The 16,707-nt window shown below is 63.7% G+C and carries 14 protein-coding genes; 12 read left to right on the forward strand and 2 right to left on the reverse strand.

Annotated features, from left to right (window positions below):
- Positions 1-45: 45 nt before the first annotated feature.
- Positions 46-180, reverse strand: a complete 135-nt coding sequence (gene rpmH, locus ACSFBF_RS19110) for a 50S ribosomal protein L34 (RefSeq protein ID WP_007834827.1) — start codon at positions 178-180, stop codon at positions 46-48.
- A gap of 286 nt (positions 181-466) precedes the next feature.
- Here rpmH and dnaA point away from each other — a divergent pair, with 286 nt between their 5' ends.
- The 3 genes from dnaA to gyrB all read left to right on the forward strand — a co-directional run bounded on the left by dnaA (position 467) and on the right by gyrB (position 5,805).
- A complete protein-coding gene (gene dnaA / locus ACSFBF_RS19115) occupies positions 467-1,846 on the forward strand; it encodes a chromosomal replication initiator protein DnaA (protein ID WP_435469638.1) in 1,380 nt (459 codons plus the stop codon).
- 89 nt (positions 1,847-1,935) lie between these two features.
- Positions 1,936-3,042: a DNA polymerase III subunit beta gene (gene dnaN, locus ACSFBF_RS19120; RefSeq protein ID WP_093054972.1), complete on the forward strand. Its 1,107-nt coding sequence runs from the start codon at positions 1,936-1,938 to the stop codon at positions 3,040-3,042.
- A gap of 156 nt (positions 3,043-3,198) precedes the next feature.
- Positions 3,199-5,805 (forward strand): DNA topoisomerase (ATP-hydrolyzing) subunit B, encoded by a 2,607-nt coding sequence (gyrB, locus tag ACSFBF_RS19125; RefSeq protein WP_097197559.1) that lies wholly within the window; start codon positions 3,199-3,201, stop codon positions 5,803-5,805.
- A gap of 4 nt (positions 5,806-5,809) precedes the next feature.
- Here gyrB and prpR read toward each other — a convergent pair whose 3' ends face one another.
- Entirely contained in the window at positions 5,810-7,807 is a 1,998-nt protein-coding gene (gene prpR / locus ACSFBF_RS19130) for a propionate catabolism operon regulatory protein PrpR (RefSeq protein WP_435469640.1), read from the reverse strand.
- Positions 7,808-8,029: 222 nt separating this feature from the next.
- Between prpR and ACSFBF_RS19135 the strand changes: the two genes are divergently transcribed.
- From ACSFBF_RS19135 to flgG, 9 genes are all read left to right on the forward strand, one after another.
- The gene (locus tag ACSFBF_RS19135; RefSeq protein WP_435470059.1) at positions 8,030-8,983 is read left to right on the forward strand and encodes a tripartite tricarboxylate transporter substrate binding protein; all 954 of its coding nucleotides are present in this window, start codon (positions 8,030-8,032) and stop codon (positions 8,981-8,983) included.
- Positions 8,984-8,990: 7 nt separating this feature from the next.
- Complete coding sequence (locus tag ACSFBF_RS19140; protein WP_435469642.1) at positions 8,991-9,866, forward strand: isocitrate lyase/PEP mutase family protein; 876 nt, start codon at positions 8,991-8,993, stop codon at positions 9,864-9,866.
- Positions 9,867-9,886: 20 nt separating this feature from the next.
- A complete protein-coding gene (locus ACSFBF_RS19145) occupies positions 9,887-10,477 on the forward strand; it encodes a cysteine hydrolase family protein (RefSeq protein WP_435469644.1) in 591 nt (196 codons plus the stop codon).
- Positions 10,478-10,838: 361 nt separating this feature from the next.
- Complete coding sequence (locus ACSFBF_RS19150; RefSeq protein WP_435469646.1) at positions 10,839-11,078, forward strand: flagellar biosynthetic protein FliQ; 240 nt, start codon at positions 10,839-10,841, stop codon at positions 11,076-11,078.
- Positions 11,079-11,098: 20 nt separating this feature from the next.
- Entirely contained in the window at positions 11,099-11,890 is a 792-nt protein-coding gene (locus tag ACSFBF_RS19155; protein WP_435470061.1) for a flagellar biosynthetic protein FliR, read from the forward strand.
- Positions 11,890-12,987, forward strand: coding sequence for an EscU/YscU/HrcU family type III secretion system export apparatus switch protein (locus ACSFBF_RS19160; RefSeq protein ID WP_435469648.1), 1,098 nt, complete (start codon positions 11,890-11,892; stop codon positions 12,985-12,987). Before ACSFBF_RS19155 ends, ACSFBF_RS19160 begins: the two co-directional genes overlap by 1 nt.
- Positions 12,984-15,077, forward strand: coding sequence for a flagellar biosynthesis protein FlhA (gene flhA, locus ACSFBF_RS19165; protein WP_435469650.1), 2,094 nt, complete (start codon positions 12,984-12,986; stop codon positions 15,075-15,077). Before ACSFBF_RS19160 ends, flhA begins: the two co-directional genes overlap by 4 nt.
- Before the next feature lie 16 nt (positions 15,078-15,093).
- Positions 15,094-15,873, forward strand: a complete 780-nt coding sequence (locus tag ACSFBF_RS19170; protein ID WP_435469652.1) for a flagellar hook-basal body protein — start codon at positions 15,094-15,096, stop codon at positions 15,871-15,873.
- A 42-nt stretch (positions 15,874-15,915) separates the two neighbouring features.
- Entirely contained in the window at positions 15,916-16,704 is a 789-nt protein-coding gene (gene flgG, locus ACSFBF_RS19175; RefSeq protein WP_435469654.1) for a flagellar basal-body rod protein FlgG, read from the forward strand.
- The last annotated feature ends 3 nt before the right edge of the window (positions 16,705-16,707 follow it).

Below are 16,707 nucleotides of genomic sequence, written 5' to 3' on the forward strand. Positions count from 1 at the left end.
CCTGCGCTGACGTGTCGGCTGCTGGCAACGGCAGGTGGTCTGCCGTCAGACGGCCAGGCGCTTGCGGCCCTTGGCGCGGCGTGCGTTGATGACGGCACGGCCGCCGCGGGTCTTCATGCGGACCAGGAAGCCGTGGGTACGGGCGCGGCGGACTTTGGATGCTTGGTATGTGCGTTTCATGATGGTTCCAGATTCCCTGATTTCCGCATGAAAAAACCTGCGGGCGCTGGGGAGCGTGTTTCGGATGGCCCCCGAAAGACGCAATGAGGTTTTCAGGGAAACCCGCAATTATCGCAAACATTGGCCGCCGGAACAATCTTTGAGCAGATTTGCGGGCCTTTCGACATGTCGGCCAGCGTGTGGATAAGGTTTTGACAAGTTAGAATGCCGAGCGCCTTCCAGCAGAGAATATCCACAATACCTATACCAAAAATGCCCGAGGGTCTCATCACTTTTTCAAGCGCCCATGTCGACTGACGGCATCGGCGAAAGCCTCTGGCAGGCCTGCGTCGACCAGCTCGCGCAGGAGCTGTCCGAGCAGCAGTTCAACACCTGGATCAAGCCCCTGACAGCGCAGGTCGCCGACGACCTGTCGCGCATGACGGTGTTCGTCGCCAACCGCTTCAAGCTCGACTGGATCCGGGCCCAGTACGCCGGCAAGATCGCCGCCATGGCCGAGAAGATGTACGGCCAACCGGTTGCCATCGAGTTAGCACTCGCTCCTCGCGAAGTGCCCGTGCGCTCTGCACCCATGGCTGTCATGACCGAAACGGACGTGCCCCGCGACGTGGCCGGTCCGGGCGAGGAGCCGGCCGCGGCCGGCTTCAAGAACCGCCTGAATTCCGGCCTCACTTTCGACACCCTGGTCGAGGGCACGGCCAACCGCATGGCGCGCGCCGCGGCTATGCACGTGGCCGGCATGCCGGGCCATCTTTACAACCCGCTTTTCATCTACGGCGGCGTCGGCCTGGGCAAGACCCACCTGATGCACGCTGTGGGTAACCGGCTGCTGGCCGACAAGCCAGATTCCAAAGTTCTCTACATCCATGCCGAGCAATTCGTCTCGGATGTGGTCAAAGCCTATCAGCGCAAGACTTTCGATGAGTTCAAGGAGCGCTACCACTCGCTCGATCTGTTGCTGATCGACGATGTGCAGTTCTTCGCCAACAAGGACCGGACGCAGGAAGAATTCTTCAATGCGTTCGAGGCCCTGCTCGCCAAGAAGTCGCACATCGTGATGACCAGCGACACCTATCCGAAGGGGCTGGCGGACATCCACGAGCGGCTGGTTTCGCGCTTCGACTCGGGCCTGACGGTCGCCATCGAGCCGCCCGAGCTCGAAATGCGCGTGGCCATCCTGATCAACAAGGCGCGCGCCGAATCGGCCGAAATGCCGGAAGAAGTGGCCTTCTTCGTCGCCAAGAACGTGCGCTCGAACGTGCGCGAGCTCGAAGGCGCGCTGCGCAAGATCCTGGCGTACTCGCGCTTCAACCAGAAGGAGATCTCGATCGCCCTGGCGCGCGAGGCGCTGCGCGACCTGCTGTCGATCCAGAATCGGCAGATCTCCGTCGAGAATATCCAGAAGACGGTGGCCGACTACTACAAGATCAAGGTCGCCGACATGTACAGCAAGAAACGCCCGGCCAGCATTGCGCGGCCGCGGCAGATCGCGATGTACCTGGCCAAGGAGCTCACGCAGAAAAGCCTGCCGGAAATCGGCGAGCTGTTCGGTGGGCGCGATCACACGACGGTGCTGCACGCGGTGCGCAAGATCTCGGGCGAGCGCCAGCAGCTCACCGAGCTCAACCAGCAGCTCCACGTGCTCGAACAGACGCTCAAGGGCTGACCGCCGAATGTCATCAAGGGTGCCCCTCGCGACAGCGGAGAATGGCGTCTTACAAGCTGATTCAAAGAGATAGAGAAGAGGAAGAAGACATGATCGTTTTGAAGGCAAACCAAGACAAGGTCCTCGCCGCGCTGCAGTCGGTGGCGGGCATCGTGGAGCGGCGTCACACCTTGCCGATCCTGGCGAACGTGCTGATCCGCAAGACCGGCGGCCAGCTGCAGCTGACCACCAGCGACCTCGAAATCCAGATCCGCACCACTGCCGAACTCGGCGGCGACGAAGGCAACTTCACCACCACCATCGGCGCGCGCAAGCTGATCGACATCCTGCGCACCATGCCGGCCGACCAGACCGTGAGCCTCGAATCGAGCGCGAGCAAGCTGGTGCTCAAGGGCGGCAAGAGCCGCTTCACGCTGCAGTCGCTGCCCGCCGAAGACTTTCCGCTGGTGCAGGAAGCCGCCAATTTCGGCCCCGTGTTCAGCGTGCCGCAAAAGACGCTGAAAGACCTGCTCTCGCAGGTGTCGTTCGCCATGGCCGTGCACGACATCCGCTACTACCTGAACGGCATCCTGTTCGTCGCCGAAGGCAAGCAGCTGAGCCTGGTGGCCACCGACGGCCACCGCCTGGCGTTCTCGTCGGCCACGCTCGACGTCGAAGTGCCGCGCCAGGAAGTCATCCTGCCGCGCAAGACCGTGCTCGAAATGCAGCGCCTGCTGTCCGACGCCGAAGGCGCCATCGAGATGCAGTTTGCGAACAACCAGGCCAAGTTCAGCTTCGGCGGCATGGAGTTCGTCACCAAGCTGGTCGAAGGCAAGTTCCCCGACTACAACCGCGTCATCCCGAAGAACCACAAGAACACCGTCACGCTGGGCCGCGCGCCGCTCCTGGCCAGCCTGCAGCGCACCGCCATCCTGACCAGCGAGAAGTTCAAGGGCGTGCGCCTGAACATCGAGCCGGGCACGCTGCGCATCGCATCGAACAATGCCGAGCAGGAAGAAGCGCAAGATGAGCTCGACATCGACTACGGCGGCGACGCCATCGAAATCGGCTTCAACGTGACCTACCTGATCGACGCGCTGTCGAACATGGACCAGGACATGGTCAAGCTGGACCTTGCCGACTCCAACAGCTCGGCCTTGTTAACCATCCCCGAGAACGCATCTTTCAAGTACGTCGTGATGCCGATGCGTATCTAGAAAGAGCTTGATTCACCCCCAGGCTTGCCCACTTCGTGTGGCCGCCAACCCCCTTGCAGGGGGCAATACCAGCGGCCCGGCAAAGCCGGTTCCGCGGTATTTCCAGTATGGAACAGCGTACCGCCCGGTTGCCGTGAGAGTTAGAGGAATATCCGAATGAGTGCTGAAGAAAACAAGCCCGACGTGCCCCACACCGAGCCCGTCTACATCCCCGAGATCGACACCGTGGCCCCCGACACCAGCTACGGCGAAGGCTCCATCACGATCCTCGAAGGGCTTGAAGCCGTGCGCAAGCGCCCCGGCATGTACATCGGCGACACCTCCGACGGCACCGGCCTGCATCACCTGGTGTTCGAAGTCGTCGACAACTCCATCGACGAGGCCCTGGCTGGCCATTGCGACGACATCGTCGTGACCATCCACAGCGACAACTCGATCAGCGTTACCGACAACGGCCGCGGCATCCCCACCGGCGTGAAGATGGACGACAAGCACGAGCCCAAGCGCTCGGCTGCCGAAATCGCCCTCACCGAACTGCACGCCGGCGGCAAGTTCAACCAGAACAGCTACAAGGTCTCGGGCGGCCTGCACGGCGTGGGCGTGAGCTGCGTGAACGCGCTGAGCGTGATGCTGCGCCTGGTGGTGCGCCGCGAAGGCAAGATCCACGAACTCGAATTCAGCCGCGGCTTCGTGCAGAACCGTCTGCTCGAGACGGTGAACGGCGTCGAAGTCTCGCCCATGAAGATCATCGGTGACACCGACAAGCGCGGCACCGAGGTGCACTTTCTGCCCGACACCCAGATCTTCAAGGAGAACTCGGACTTCCACTACGAGATCCTCAGCAAGCGCCTGCGCGAACTGAGCTTCCTGAACAACGGCGTGCGCATCCGCCTGAAGGACGAGCGCACCGGCAAGGAAGACGACTTCTCCGGCGCCGGCGGCGTACGCGGCTTCGTGGAGTTCATCAACAAGGGCAAGACCGTCCTGCATCCGAACTCGTTCTATGCCGAAGGCGAGCGCCCGGCCGACACCTATGGCGGCATCCCCGGCACGCACATCGGCGTCGAAGTGGCGATGCAGTGGAACAGCGGCTACAACGAGCAGGTGCTGTGCTTCACCAACAACATCCCGCAGCGTGACGGCGGCACCCACCTCACCGGCCTGCGCGCCGCGATGACCCGCGTCATCAACAAGTACATCGAAGAGAACGAGTTCGCGAAGAAGGCGAAGGTCGAAGTCACCGGCGACGACATGCGCGAAGGCCTGTGCTGCGTGCTGAGCGTGAAGGTGCCCGAGCCCAAGTTCTCGAGCCAGACCAAGGACAAGCTGGTGTCCAGCGAAGTGCGCGCGCCGGTGGAAGACATCGTCGGCAAGCTGCTCACCGACTACCTGCAGGAACGCCCGAACGACGCCAAGATCATCTGCGGCAAGATCGTCGAGGCCGCCCGCGCCCGCGAAGCCGCCCGCAAGGCCCGCGAAATGACGCGCCGCAAGGGCGTGCTCGACGGCATGGGCCTGCCCGGCAAGCTGGCCGACTGCCAGGAAAAAGATCCGGCGCTGTGCGAGGTCTACCTGGTGGAGGGCGACTCCGCCGGCGGCTCCGCCAAGCAGGGCCGCGACCGGAAGTTCCAGGCCATCCTGCCGCTGCGCGGCAAGATCCTGAACGTCGAGAAGGCTCGCTACGAGAAGCTGCTCACCAGCAACGAAATTCTCACGATGATCACCGCGCTGGGTACCGGCATCGGCCGCGCCGGCGCGACCACGGCGGGCGGCGGCGCGGACGACTTCAACGTCGCCAAGCTGCGCTACCACCGCATCATCATCATGACCGACGCCGACGTCGACGGCGCCCACATCCGCACGCTGCTGCTCACCTTCTTCTATCGCCAGATGCCCGAGCTGGTCGAGCGCGGCCACATCTACATCGCGCAGCCGCCGCTGTACAAGGTGAAGGTCGGCAAAGAAGAGCAGTACCTGAAGGACGGCCCCGCGCTCGACGCCTTCCTGCTCAAGGTGGCGCTGAAAGATGCGAGCCTGCAGACAGGCGGCGCCAACTCCACCACGCTGAGCGGCGACACCCTGGGCGAGCTGGCGCGCAAGCACCAGGTGGCCGAGGCCGTGATCGCGCGCCTGCGCAACTTCATGGACGCCGAGGCGCTGCGCGCCATCGCTGACGGCGTGGCGCTCGACCTCGACACCACGCCCGCCGCCGAGGCCTCGGCCGTCGCGCTGCAAGCCAAGCTGCGCGAGCTCAACACCACCGGCATTCCGGCCGAGGTGAGCAACGAGTTCGACGCGCGCACCGACAAGCCGCTGCTGCGCATCAGCCGTCGCCACCACGGCAACATCAAGAGCAGCGTGATCACGCAAGACTTCGTGCACGGCGCCGACTACGCCGCGCTCGCCGAAGCCGCCAACACCTTCCGAGGCCTGCTGAGCCCCGAAGGCGCGCTGGTGAAGCGCGGCGAAGGCGAACGCGCCAAGGAAGAAAAGGTCGACGACTTCCGCCAAGCCATGAAGTGGCTCATCGGCGAAGCCGAGCGCGCCACCTCGCGCCAGCGCTACAAGGGCCTGGGCGAGATGAACCCCGAGCAGCTGTGGGAAACCACGATGGACCCGACCGTGCGCCGCCTGCTGCGCGTGCAGATCGACGATGCGATCGAGGCCGATCGCGTGTTCACGATGCTGATGGGCGACGAGGTGGAGCCGCGCCGCGAGTTCATCGAGCAGAACGCGTTGCGGGCGGCGAATATCGACGTGTAAGCCGCTAGGCGCGCGTTTTCTTTGGCGCGGGACCGGGGTCCTTCGCCGACTCTTCGTCGCGCAGCCGCCGCCACAGCGTGGCGCGGCTGATGCCGAGGACGACGCAGGCCTTGGCCTGGTCGCCCTGCACCGATTGAAGCACCTCGCGCACGCGACGGAGTTCGGCGGCGCGCCGTGCGCCCTTCAGCAGGCGCTCTCGCACGGGCGCCGGGCGAGCTTGGGTGCATTCGGGAAATACCTCCAGCAGGCGGGCCCGGTCCAGGTTGCCGGCGGGCGCCAGGTAGCTGTGGCATGCCAGCAGGCGCTCGACCAGGTTCTCCAACTCGCGCACATTGCCAGGCCAACCGTAGCCCGCGGCCAGCTCCAGCAAAGCGGCGAGCCAGGCCGATGCCTGCACTGCCGGTACGCCAGCCCTGCCGGCGCGGCGAGCCATCAGTTCGGCAGCCATGAGCGCGATGTCGGCTCCGCGATCGCGCAGAGGCGGCATCTCGATGCGCAACACCGCGAGCCGGTAGTACAGGTCGCGCCGGAAGAGGCCGCGCTCCACCTGTAATGCGAGGTCGGCATGGGTGGCCGCGATCACGCGCAGGTCCACCGGAACGGCAGCGGTCGCCCCGAGGCGAAGCACCTCCCGCTCCTGCAGCACGCGCAGCAGCCGGGTCTGCAGCGCCAGGGGCATGTCGCCGATCTCGTCGAGAAACAGAGTGCCCGTGTGGGCGGCCTCGACCAGACCTGTCTTGCCGCCGCGCCGCGCACCAGTGAAGGCACCTTCCTCGTAGCCGAACAGCTCGCTCTCCAGCAGGCTCTCGCCCAGAGCGGCGCAGTTCACGGCCAGGAACGGCTGCGTCGCTCGCCGGCTGGCGGTATGAATGCCCTGCGCCACAAGCTCTTTGCCGGTGCCGCTCTCCCCGACGATGAGGACCGTGGCCTCGCTCGAGGCGCATTGCGCGGCAAGCTCGCGCACGCGTTGCGCCAGAGGGCTGTCGCCTGTGAATGCTTCAAGCCGGTATCGCGTGGGTGCGCCCCGCTGCCGCTGGTTGGCGCGCAGGTGGCGGTCCGCGCGCTGGATCACCGCCGGGTCGCGGCACACGAGCAGCGCCCCCGTGACCTCGCCGCCTTCCATGACGGGCGCGCGCCGAACCACCAGCGTACGCATGCCGATCTGCAGCACCTCCTCGGCCGGGGCCTCGCGCAGGCGCAGCGTGGCGCCGAGGTCCAGCACGGGCTCCACCTCGCCCAGCACGCGGCCCGCCAGTTCCTGGACAGAGGCACCCAGCAGTTCCGCCATGACCGGGTTCAGCGCCTCGATGCGCTGCTGCAAGTCCACCGCGACCACGCCGTCCTGCAACTGGCCGAGGACGGTGTTCAGCCGTTCGTGGCGCGCCCGTTCGGCAAGGCTGTGGCGCGCGAGATGGATGGCGTCTTGCAGCGCCTGGCGCACGGCATCGTCCGAGTACATCAGCACGCTGGCAATGCCGGCTTGCTCGGCCAGGTCGGAGACCAGGCCAGGCGCAACCACTGCCTGGACGCCAGCCGCGCGCAACGCCTCCACGCAGGCGGGAGCGTCGTCGGCGCCCCGATAGCTGAACTGGGCGATGCCCATGCCGAACAGGGCGTCGAGTTGCGCCAGATGCTCTGAGGGACCGTCGAACGACACCAGTCCCACCCGGGGCGAGAGGGCGCGCGCGGCCGCCAGCGCACGCATCAGGTCGAAGCCGCGTACCTCCACCATGGCCACCGGGATGTCCAGATGCTGGCGCAGCCATTCGCCGCTGGCACCTGCCGCCACCACCGCGTCGACCGGTGCGCGCGCATGCAGCTCACGCACCGCTTCGACGGCCTCGTCGAAGGCAAGACCTACCAGTTCGATCTGCGCCTGCGCCGCCACCTCGGGTACCAGTCGTACCAGCACGCGGCCCAGTCGGTGGCGAGCTACGGCCACGATGCGAGGCCGGCGAGGCACGGCGGGCGAATGGGCAGGTGGCAGGACGAGTGCATTCATTCGACGAATTTTATGGTTTCAAATGTGAAATGAATTTGAAACATCACGCATGAAAAAGCTGCCGAGGAAAGTCATAAATTCCTTTTAAATCAATGACTTATATCCAACGACTTGCCAATCAGGTCTGTGGCATAGCGCTTGCGCACCCTGGACAAGACCTCCCGTGGTCTTGTCTTCCCAAATAACCAGGAGCCAACCGTGAACTTCCGTCGCCTTTCTGCAGTGACATGCGCAACCGCCGCCGCCCTGGCTTGCACGCTACCTCTGAGCGTCCAGGCACAAACGTGGCCCACCAAGCCGATCCGGCTCGTCGTGCCGTTCTCTGCGGGCGGTGCCAACGACCTGATGGCGCGCGCCGCGGCCGAAGGGGCGTCGAAGCAGCTCGGCCAGCCGGTGATCATCGACAACAAGCCCGGCGCGGGCGCGATCCTCGGCGCCGACGTGGTCGCCAAGAGCGCGCCCGACGGCTACACCTTCCTGGTGAGCGCGGCCGGCGTGGTGTCGAACAGCATGATCAAGAAGAACATGCCGTACAAAGACGACGCACTGGTGCCGGTGGCCATGATCGCGCTGGCGCCCTCGGTGGTGGTGGTGCCGGCCAATGCGCCGTACAAGGACCTGAAGGAGTTCGTTGCCGCGTCGAAGAAGGCCGGCAACGGCTTTCACTGGGCCACGGCGGGCACGGGCAGCACGCCGCATTTCGTCGAAGGCATTCTCGAAACCAAGTACGGCAGCAAGCTCGACGTGGTGCCCTACAAGAGCGGCTCGGAGTCGATCACCGCAGTGCTCGGCAACCAGGTCGAGGCGACGTCGGAGGCCAGCATCGTGGTGCTGCCGTACATCAAGAGCGGCAAGCTGAAGGCGCTGGCGGGCACATGGACGCAGCGCATCTCGGCCTACCCCGAGCTGCCGACGGCAACTGAAGAGGGATTCCCCGAGATCCGCATCGCGCACTGGGCCGGCGTGCATGCGCCGCGCGGCACGCCAGACGCCATCCTCGACAAGATGGCTGCTGCGATCGATGCGGCCATGAAATCGCCGGAGACAGCCAAGCGCCTGAAGGACATGGGCATCGAGCCCATCGGCGGCACGCGTGCGAGCTTCACCAAGTTCGTCGACGAAGAGCGCGCAAGGCTCGGTAGCGTCGTGAAGGCCACTGGCATGAAGGAAGACTGAGAACCCAATGAGCACGTCCAACGAATCTCCGAAGAAAACCCTGCGCCGGCTGGCCGATGCGCGCCGTGGCGTGCTGGTGCCAGGCGCGTTCAACGCGATGTCGGCGCGCGTGGTCGAAGACCTCGGCTTCGAGGCGATCTACATCACCGGCGCGGGCGTCACCAACATGTACCTTGGCCTGCCCGACCAGGCCTTCATGGGCCTGCACGAGATCGCCGAGCACACGGCGCGCATCCGCGATGCGGTGAACCTGCCGCTGCTGGTCGATGCCGACACCGGCTTCGGCAATGCGCTCAACGTGCGCCACACCGTGCGCGTGCTCGAGCGGGCAGGGGCCGATTGCATCCAGCTCGAAGACCAGGTCAGCCCCAAGCGCTGCGGCCACTTCTCGGGCAAGGCGGTGATCGACACCGACGAGATGCTCGGCAAGATCAAGGCCGCTGTCGACGCCCGGCAAGACAGCGACCTGCTCGTCATGGCCCGCACCGATGCGGCCGCCGTGCACGGCTTCGAGGCCGCCATCGAGCGCGCTCAGAAGTTCAGCGAGGCCGGCGCCGACATCCTGTTTGTGGAAGCCGTGACGCTGGCCGACGAAGTGCGTGCGCTGCCCCAGCGGCTGAACAAGCCCCAGCTCATGAACATGGTGATCGGCGGCAAGACGCCGACCTTCGGTGCGCAGGAGTTGGGCGCGCTAGGCTACGGCTTCGTGCTTTACGCCAACGCCGCATTGCAGGGCGCTGTGGTCGGCATGCAGAAAGCGCTCACCGCCCTGCGCGACGACAAGCGCCTGGAGGAAGATCCCGCGCTGGTAACCCCTTTCGCCGAGCGCCAGCGCCTCGTCGGCAAGCCCCAATGGGATGCGCTCGAGCGTCTCTACATCTAGGTCTGGGCAGTGTGAGTGTCATGAACAGGCTTTCAACCGCAGACATCCAGCGATCGGCGCTGCTGATCATGGACTACCAGCCCGGCATCCTCGGCTTCCTTCCTGATCCGGCGCCGCTGTTCGCGAAGGTCATGCCGGTACAGGAGCTGATGCGCTTGCGAGGCGCGAAGGTGGGCTTCGTGCGCGTGGCTTTCGATGCGGCCGACCTGACGCGCTTTCCCGCGCACAGCGTCATGGGCGCGCGCGTCAAAGCGGCGGGAGCCCATATGCATCTCGACTCCCCATCGACCGCCGTCCATCCGGATTTGGGCGTCGCGCCGGGCGACATCATTGTTCGCAAGACGCGGGTGGGCGCCTTCTCAACGACCGACCTCCATGCCCAATTGCAGCACGCGGGCATCGAAACCCTGGTGCTCGCCGGCGTACACACCAGTGGCGTTGTGCTTTCCACGGTTCGCGAAGCGCACGACCTCGACTATCGGGTCATCGTCCTGTCGGACGCGTGCGCCGATCCGGATGCCAAGGTGAACGAGTTCCTGCTGCGCGAGATCTTTCCAAGACAGGCGACCGTGGCCACCACGATGGAGTTTTGCGAAGCGATTTCGCCTTAGCCGAGCTTCTTGATCGCATGAACGACCGCCTTGGCCTCGGGGCAGCCTAAGCGGTGTTTCCGAAAGACAACGAATCTCTTCTGCGCTCAGCTAGGGATGAAGAAAAAATCCAAGAACTGTGCGTCCCTACCTTGTGAATTAATCCTCACTTTTTATGCCTTGACCGCTTCACCTCAATAGCAAATTAGCACTTAAATACGAACAGTAGAATTTATTTAATACATAAGTATCATATTTCTTACCATTGTTCCAATTTGTTAGTCAACGGTACACTCCGCTGCCCGAACTCAGTTAGTCAATTTTTCTGAAGTACGGGCGAATAACAGGGGGGATGATGCACGCGGATCTAGCACTAAAGATGATGTCCGACTTGTTTTGGACAGGTCTCTTGGTTTGCCTCCCTTTGCTGGGGCTGACCATGCTGGTTGGCATCGTGATCAGCGTGCTTCAAGTGGTCACTCAAGTCCAGGAAATGTCGCTGACATTTGTTCCCAAGCTCTTCACAGCTGGCGCCGTGATGATCCTTGCGGGCCCCTGGATGCTTCGCAAGCTCACTCAATTCACGGTCCAACTCTGGAGCGGCATCCCGTCGATGTTCTGAATCGAGGGACCGAATTGAATGTGTTGCCGTTTGACTCGACCTGGATGGTCTTTGTTGGCTTGCTCGCCTTGCGGGTTGCAGCCACCTTGCTCATGACCCCCGTCTTCTATGCCATGCCCTTGCCAGCTTCCATTCGGACCCTGCTGGTAGTTGGACTGTCGTTGGCACTGGCAGCAGGTCTACCAGCTCATCCGGCTCCATGGATGGGGTGGGATGCCTTGGTGGTGGCCGCCATGTCCGAACTTGCATTGGGTGCCATGCTGGGCCTTGGCATCCTGCTGGCGTTTGGCGCGTTTTCCGTTGCCGGCCAATTGCTGGATGTGCAACTCGGCTTCGGTATCGCGCAAATCGTCGACCCAGTCACCAAACGTCCGGTTCCCATTCTGACCTCGGCGTTCGGCTATCTCGCCGTATTGATGTTCTTCCTGGTCAATGGACATCACGCCCTGTTGCGCGGCATCAGTTACAGCCTGGATCGCTTTCCTGTCGGCGCGGCGTGGTCGATATCAGATTCGGTCGCACCCGTGATGAAGCAAGCCGCCGGGCTCTTTAGCCTGGGGTTCGCGTTGGCCGCACCTGTTGTCTTCTGCATATTGCTCGTCGAGTTCGCCTTGGGCGTTATCGGCCGGAACTTGCCTCAGATGAACATGTTCACGATGGGCATCCCCGTGAAAATCATCGCCGGCCTGGTGGCGTTGTCGCTGTGGTTCATGGGTATTGGTGGCGTCATGACACGCACCTACGCCAGCATTGCCTCCACTTGGGAGGGCATCTTCGTTGCCGCTCCTGCGTCGCAGGAACGGGGGCGCTGATGGCTGAACAGGACCTTGATCGCAACGAAGCGGCCACACCCTACAAGCTCCAGAAAGCGCGCGAGCGAGGGCAAACCGCAAAGAGCACGGACGTCGTCGCGGCAGTCGTTTTCGCCGTCGCCGTTGTCTACCTGACCTGGCGCGGGTTCTCCACCGTATCGAATCAGTTCCGTTTCGATCAGGCGCTGCTCATTCAAGCCGGACGCATGGATGCTTCCGGTGCCGGCCTCTGGCCGATGATTGAGCGTGCGGTGCGCGCCATGCTCGCGCTATGTGCTCCCTTCTTCGCCGCGGTGATGCTTTCGGCTGTCATCGGCAACATGATGCAGACCGGCCCGATCCTCTCCTTCGATCCAGTGAAGATCGACTTCGACCGTATCAACCCGGTCAATGGGCTGAAGAAGCTGTTCTCGATGCGCGTTCTGTTCGATGCCGCGCGCGCACTCGTCAAACTGGCGCTGTTGACCCTGGTCGCCGTCCTTGGACTCAAGGCACTGACAAGCCAGTTCTACGCGCTGGCCTCCTTGTCTGCCATCGGCTACCTGCACGTCCTGCTGGACGACCTCGCCAGCATCGGACTCAAGATGGCACTGGTTCTAGGCTTGATCGCTCTGGTCGACCTGATGTACACGCGGCGTGAGTTCGCCAAGAAGATGCGCATGAGCCAGCGCGAGCAGAAAGACGAGGCCAAGCACCGCGAAGGCGACCCGCGAATCCGTTCGCGGTTGCGAGAACTCCGACGCGAGATGCTCAAGCGCAGCCAGGCCCTGCGTCAGACACGCAACGCCGACGTTGTGATCACCAATCCCACCCATCTGGCGGTGGCATTGAAGTACGACCACGGACGCATGGCCTCGCCGCAATTGCTGGCCAAGGGCGCCGGGCACATGGCGGCCGCCATGCGCGAGATAGCGGCGCGCCATCGCATACCGGTCGTGCAGAACCCGGCATTGGCGAGGCGCATCTACAAGGAGCTCCCGGTCGATCACCCCGTGCCTCCCGAGCTTTATGCACAGGTGGCTCGGATCATCGTCTGGGTCTTCGCGATGCGCGAGCAGCGGCAGCCGGCTCGCCCGGCGACGGGAGCCGCGTCGTGAACGCACTGGCTCGCGTCCTCGGCAAGCACAGCGACATTGCGCTGGTGCTGCTCGTGCTCGGCGTGCTGGTCGTGCTGTTCGCCCCCATTCCCAGCGGGCTGCTCGACTTCCTGATCCTGAGCAACTTCAGCTTCGCGTTCCTGGTTCTGCTCCTGACCTTTTACATGGCCAGGCCGGTGGAGTTCTCGACCTTTCCGTCCTTGCTGCTGATCGCAACGCTGTTTCGCCTCTCGCTCAACGTGGCGGCCACCAGGTTGATCCTGTCCGACGGCGACGCGGGGCGCGTGATCGGTGCCATCGGCGCATTCGTAGTGGGCGGCAACTACGTCATCGGCCTCATCGTGTTCCTGATTCTGATCGTGGTGCAGTACGTGGTGGTGACCAGCGGCGCGCAACGCGTCTCGGAGGTGGCCGCGCGCTTCACGTTGGACAGCATGCCGGGACAGCAGATGAGCATCGACGCAGACCTCAACATGGGTTTCATCGATCAGGCGGAGGCCCAGCGCCGGCGCAAGAACCTCGAGAAGGAGGCCGGCTTCTACGGTGCGATGGACGGTGCCAGCAAGTTCGTCAAGGGCGACGCGATCGCGGGCATCATCATCCTGCTCATCAACATCATCGGCGGCCTCGTGATCGGCGTGATGCAGCATGGAATGCCCTGGGGCCAGGCCCTGCAGACCTACACGCTGCTGACCATCGGGGACGGCATCGTGACTCAGGTGCCCGCGCTCGTCATCGCCGTGGGCACCGGCATCATCGTGACCCGCTCGGCCTCCGATGCGAACCTGAGCCGCGAAGCGCTGCGACAGGTGAGCTCATTTCCGAAGACGCTCCTGCTCGTGGCCATGGCGCTGGGCGGATTGCTGCTGTTGCCGGGTATTCCCGCGCTCCCCACATTGGCGCTCACCGTGTGCTTCCTTCTGGCTGCCACGATGCTCTACCGCACCGCGAAATCAAAGGCTGCAGAGGCCGCCTCCGGCCAGTCCCCCGGCACAACTGCAGCTGGCGATGCATCCGTGGCCGACGGCGCTTCCCAGCCGGCAAGCGACGATCCCTACAGCCTGCTCCAGGTGGAGCCGATCGAGATCTATCTCGGCGCCAACTGGGTGCCCGTGATCAACCAGCCCGGCAGCGTCTTCATGGAGCGCATCTCCACCTTCCGCAAGCAGCATGCGCAGGAGTTCGGCCTCGTGCTGCCGCGCGTGCGCTTCAAGGACTCCGCCCGCCTGTCGGCTGACCGCTACGAAATTCACCTGGACGGCGTGCTCGTCGGCAAAGGAGAAGCACGTGCCGACAGATTGCTGGCCATTCACCCGGCCGGCGACACCAAGTCCATTCCGGGCGAGCCCACGCGCGACCCAACTTATGGCCTGCCAGCCCTGTGGATCGAAGAAAGCCAGCGCGATGCGGCAAGCCATGCCAAGTACACATTGGTCGACGCTCCCACGGTTTTCATGACGCACCTCACAGAAATGCTCCGCCGCGAATCGGCGACGCTGCTCACGCGTGCCGAAGTCGACAGGTTGCTCGCCCGCGTCCGGCAGAGCCAGCCGGGGCTCGTCGAGGAACTGATTCCGACCGTCCTGTCGTCCAGCGACGTGCAGAAGGTGTTGCAGAACCTGCTCAAGGAGAAGGTTTCCATCCGCCACGTGGAAGCGATCCTGGAAACGCTCGCCGATGCCGGACGCACCACCCGCGACGCCAATCAACTGACCGAGATCGTTCGCCAGCGCCTGGGACACGCCATCTGCCAGGGACTTCTCGGCGAAGCCACTTCACTGCAGGTCCTGACGCTCGACCCTGCCATCGAAAGCCAGTTCATGCAAAGCGTCCATCTCGCCACCGAATCCGGGGGCGCCCAGCCCTTTGTGCTCGATCCTCGCCTCACCGAGCAATTGATGAAGCGGCTGGTACAGCAAGCCGAACGCATGATGAAAAGCAACCTGCTGCCCGTGCTGCTGTGCGCGCCCGAACTGCGGCGCCATGTTCGCTCGCTGTCGGAGCGTGTGATGCCGCATTTGCGCGTGCTCTCCATGTCCGAAGTACCGCACACGATCGAGCTGAAGTCCTTCAGCGTCGTCCAGCTCTGAGATTCCGGGAGACCCTATGACCGATGTACTCGCCATCAGCTTGCAAAGCATGCAACAGGACATGGCGCGCCTTGAGCGCATCAGCATGAACATGGCCAACGCCACGACGCCGGGATACAAGCGAGAAGTCGCGACGTCGCTGCCGTCGAATGCCGCCGCTTTCTCCGACGCGATGCTGGGTGCCAGACTATCGCCGCAGGCCGAGCCGTCGGGTGCCGCCGGCGTTGCTGGCATGCTTCTGATCCAGACAGATGCACGCCCCGGCACCCTGAAGTCGACCGGCCAGAGCCTGGACGTCGCCCTGACCACGCCAGGGTTCTTCGAAATATCCACTGAAGCAGGGCTGGCCTATACGCGCCAGGGCAGCTGGCAGCTCGATGCGCGTGGCCGGCTGGTCACGGCACAAGGCAATCCCGTCATGGGCGTGGGAGGAGAGATCGTGCTTTCACGCCCCAACCCCGTGATCGACGCGACGGGACAGGTGTTTGAATCCAAGCCCGGCGGTGGCACGGAGACCGCGCCGGTCGCACAGCTGAAGGTGGTCCGGTTCGACAACGCCAAGGATCTTCGGCGCATGGGCGACGGCCTCATGAGCACCGATCAGATCCCCTCGCAACTCACCGACAGCGAAGTACAGCTGCGCCAAGGCTTTCTCGAGAACTCGAATGTCAGTTCGATGCAGGAGATGGTGCAGTTGATCCAGTCGATGCGCCATTTCGAGTCGATGCAGCGAGTCGCACTCGGCTACGACGAAATGATCGGCGGCGCCGTCCGCAAGCTCGGCGACCTGTCGTAAGAGCCTCATCTCTCCCCCCTCATTCTTCAACAGGGACACACCATGTTCGATGCCCTCTACATCAGTGCCACTGGCATGCAAGCCCAGCAACTGAACGTCGACACCATTGCCAACAACCTGGCCAACGTCAACACCACCGGGTTCAAGAAAAGCAAGATCAGCTTCACCGACCTCATGGTGCAGGAGGCCGGCCGCATGGTGCCAACGCAAGAGGAGGCAGGCCTCCTCGGCGGCGGCAGCCGCCTGGGGGCCGGCGTGGGGATCGCCTCCACCTCGAAGCTGTTCGACATGGGTGATCTCAAGAAGACCGAGTCGGCCTTCGACATCGCGATCCAGGGCGAAGGTTTCCTCGAGGTGACGATGCCCGACGGCTCGAGCGCCTACACGCGCGGCGGCACATTCAAGATCAACCGCGACGGCCTGCTGGCTACGTCGGGCGGCTTTCCGCTCAAACCCAACCTTGCCATTCCTGACAACGCGCAGAACATGCAGATCGCCAGTGATGGACGCGTGCATGTCCAAGTCGCGGGGCAGGCCACGCCGGTCGAAGTGGGTCAACTGGAGCTGGTGCGTTTCACGAGTCCGGCGGGGCTTATGGCACAGGGTGACAACCTGTATCGCGTGAGTCCCAATTCAGGCGAGGCAATCTCCGGCAAGGCGGCGGAAGACGGCATGGGCAGCCTGGCTCAGGGTTTTCTGGAGGGATCGAACGTCAAGCTGACCGAAGAGATGGTGAGCCTCATGGTGGCCCAGCGGGTGTACGAGGCCAACGTGAAGGTCATGCAGGCATCGGACGAGATGCTGGGAATGATCAATGGCCTGCGCAAGTAGCAG

The sequence above is a fragment of the Variovorax nivicola genome (genome assembly GCF_051216475.1).
Classification (GTDB): Bacteria; Pseudomonadota; Gammaproteobacteria; order Burkholderiales; family Burkholderiaceae_C; genus Variovorax.

Excerpts from the sequence above, each read along its gene's own strand:
- gyrB (WP_097197559.1), top strand. The coding sequence starts at position 3,199 with ATGAGTGCTGAAGAAAACAAGCCCGACGTGCCCCACACCGAGCCCGTC.
- ACSFBF_RS19140 (WP_435469642.1), top strand. The coding sequence starts at position 8,991 with ATGAGCACGTCCAACGAATCTCCGAAGAAAACCCTGCGCCGGCTGGCC.
- ACSFBF_RS19150 (WP_435469646.1), top strand. The coding sequence starts at position 10,839 with ATGTCCGACTTGTTTTGGACAGGTCTCTTGGTTTGCCTCCCTTTGCTG.
- dnaA (WP_435469638.1), top strand. The coding sequence starts at position 467 with ATGTCGACTGACGGCATCGGCGAAAGCCTCTGGCAGGCCTGCGTCGAC.
- ACSFBF_RS19160 (WP_435469648.1), top strand. The coding sequence starts at position 11,890 with ATGGCTGAACAGGACCTTGATCGCAACGAAGCGGCCACACCCTACAAG.
- flgG (WP_435469654.1), top strand. The coding sequence starts at position 15,916 with ATGTTCGATGCCCTCTACATCAGTGCCACTGGCATGCAAGCCCAGCAA.
- ACSFBF_RS19170 (WP_435469652.1), top strand. The coding sequence starts at position 15,094 with ATGACCGATGTACTCGCCATCAGCTTGCAAAGCATGCAACAGGACATG.
- ACSFBF_RS19145 (WP_435469644.1), top strand. The coding sequence starts at position 9,887 with ATGAACAGGCTTTCAACCGCAGACATCCAGCGATCGGCGCTGCTGATC.
- prpR (WP_435469640.1), bottom strand. The coding sequence starts at position 7,807 with ATGAATGCACTCGTCCTGCCACCTGCCCATTCGCCCGCCGTGCCTCGC.
- dnaN (WP_093054972.1), top strand. The coding sequence starts at position 1,936 with ATGATCGTTTTGAAGGCAAACCAAGACAAGGTCCTCGCCGCGCTGCAG.
- rpmH (WP_007834827.1), bottom strand. The coding sequence starts at position 180 with ATGAAACGCACATACCAAGCATCCAAAGTCCGCCGCGCCCGTACCCAC.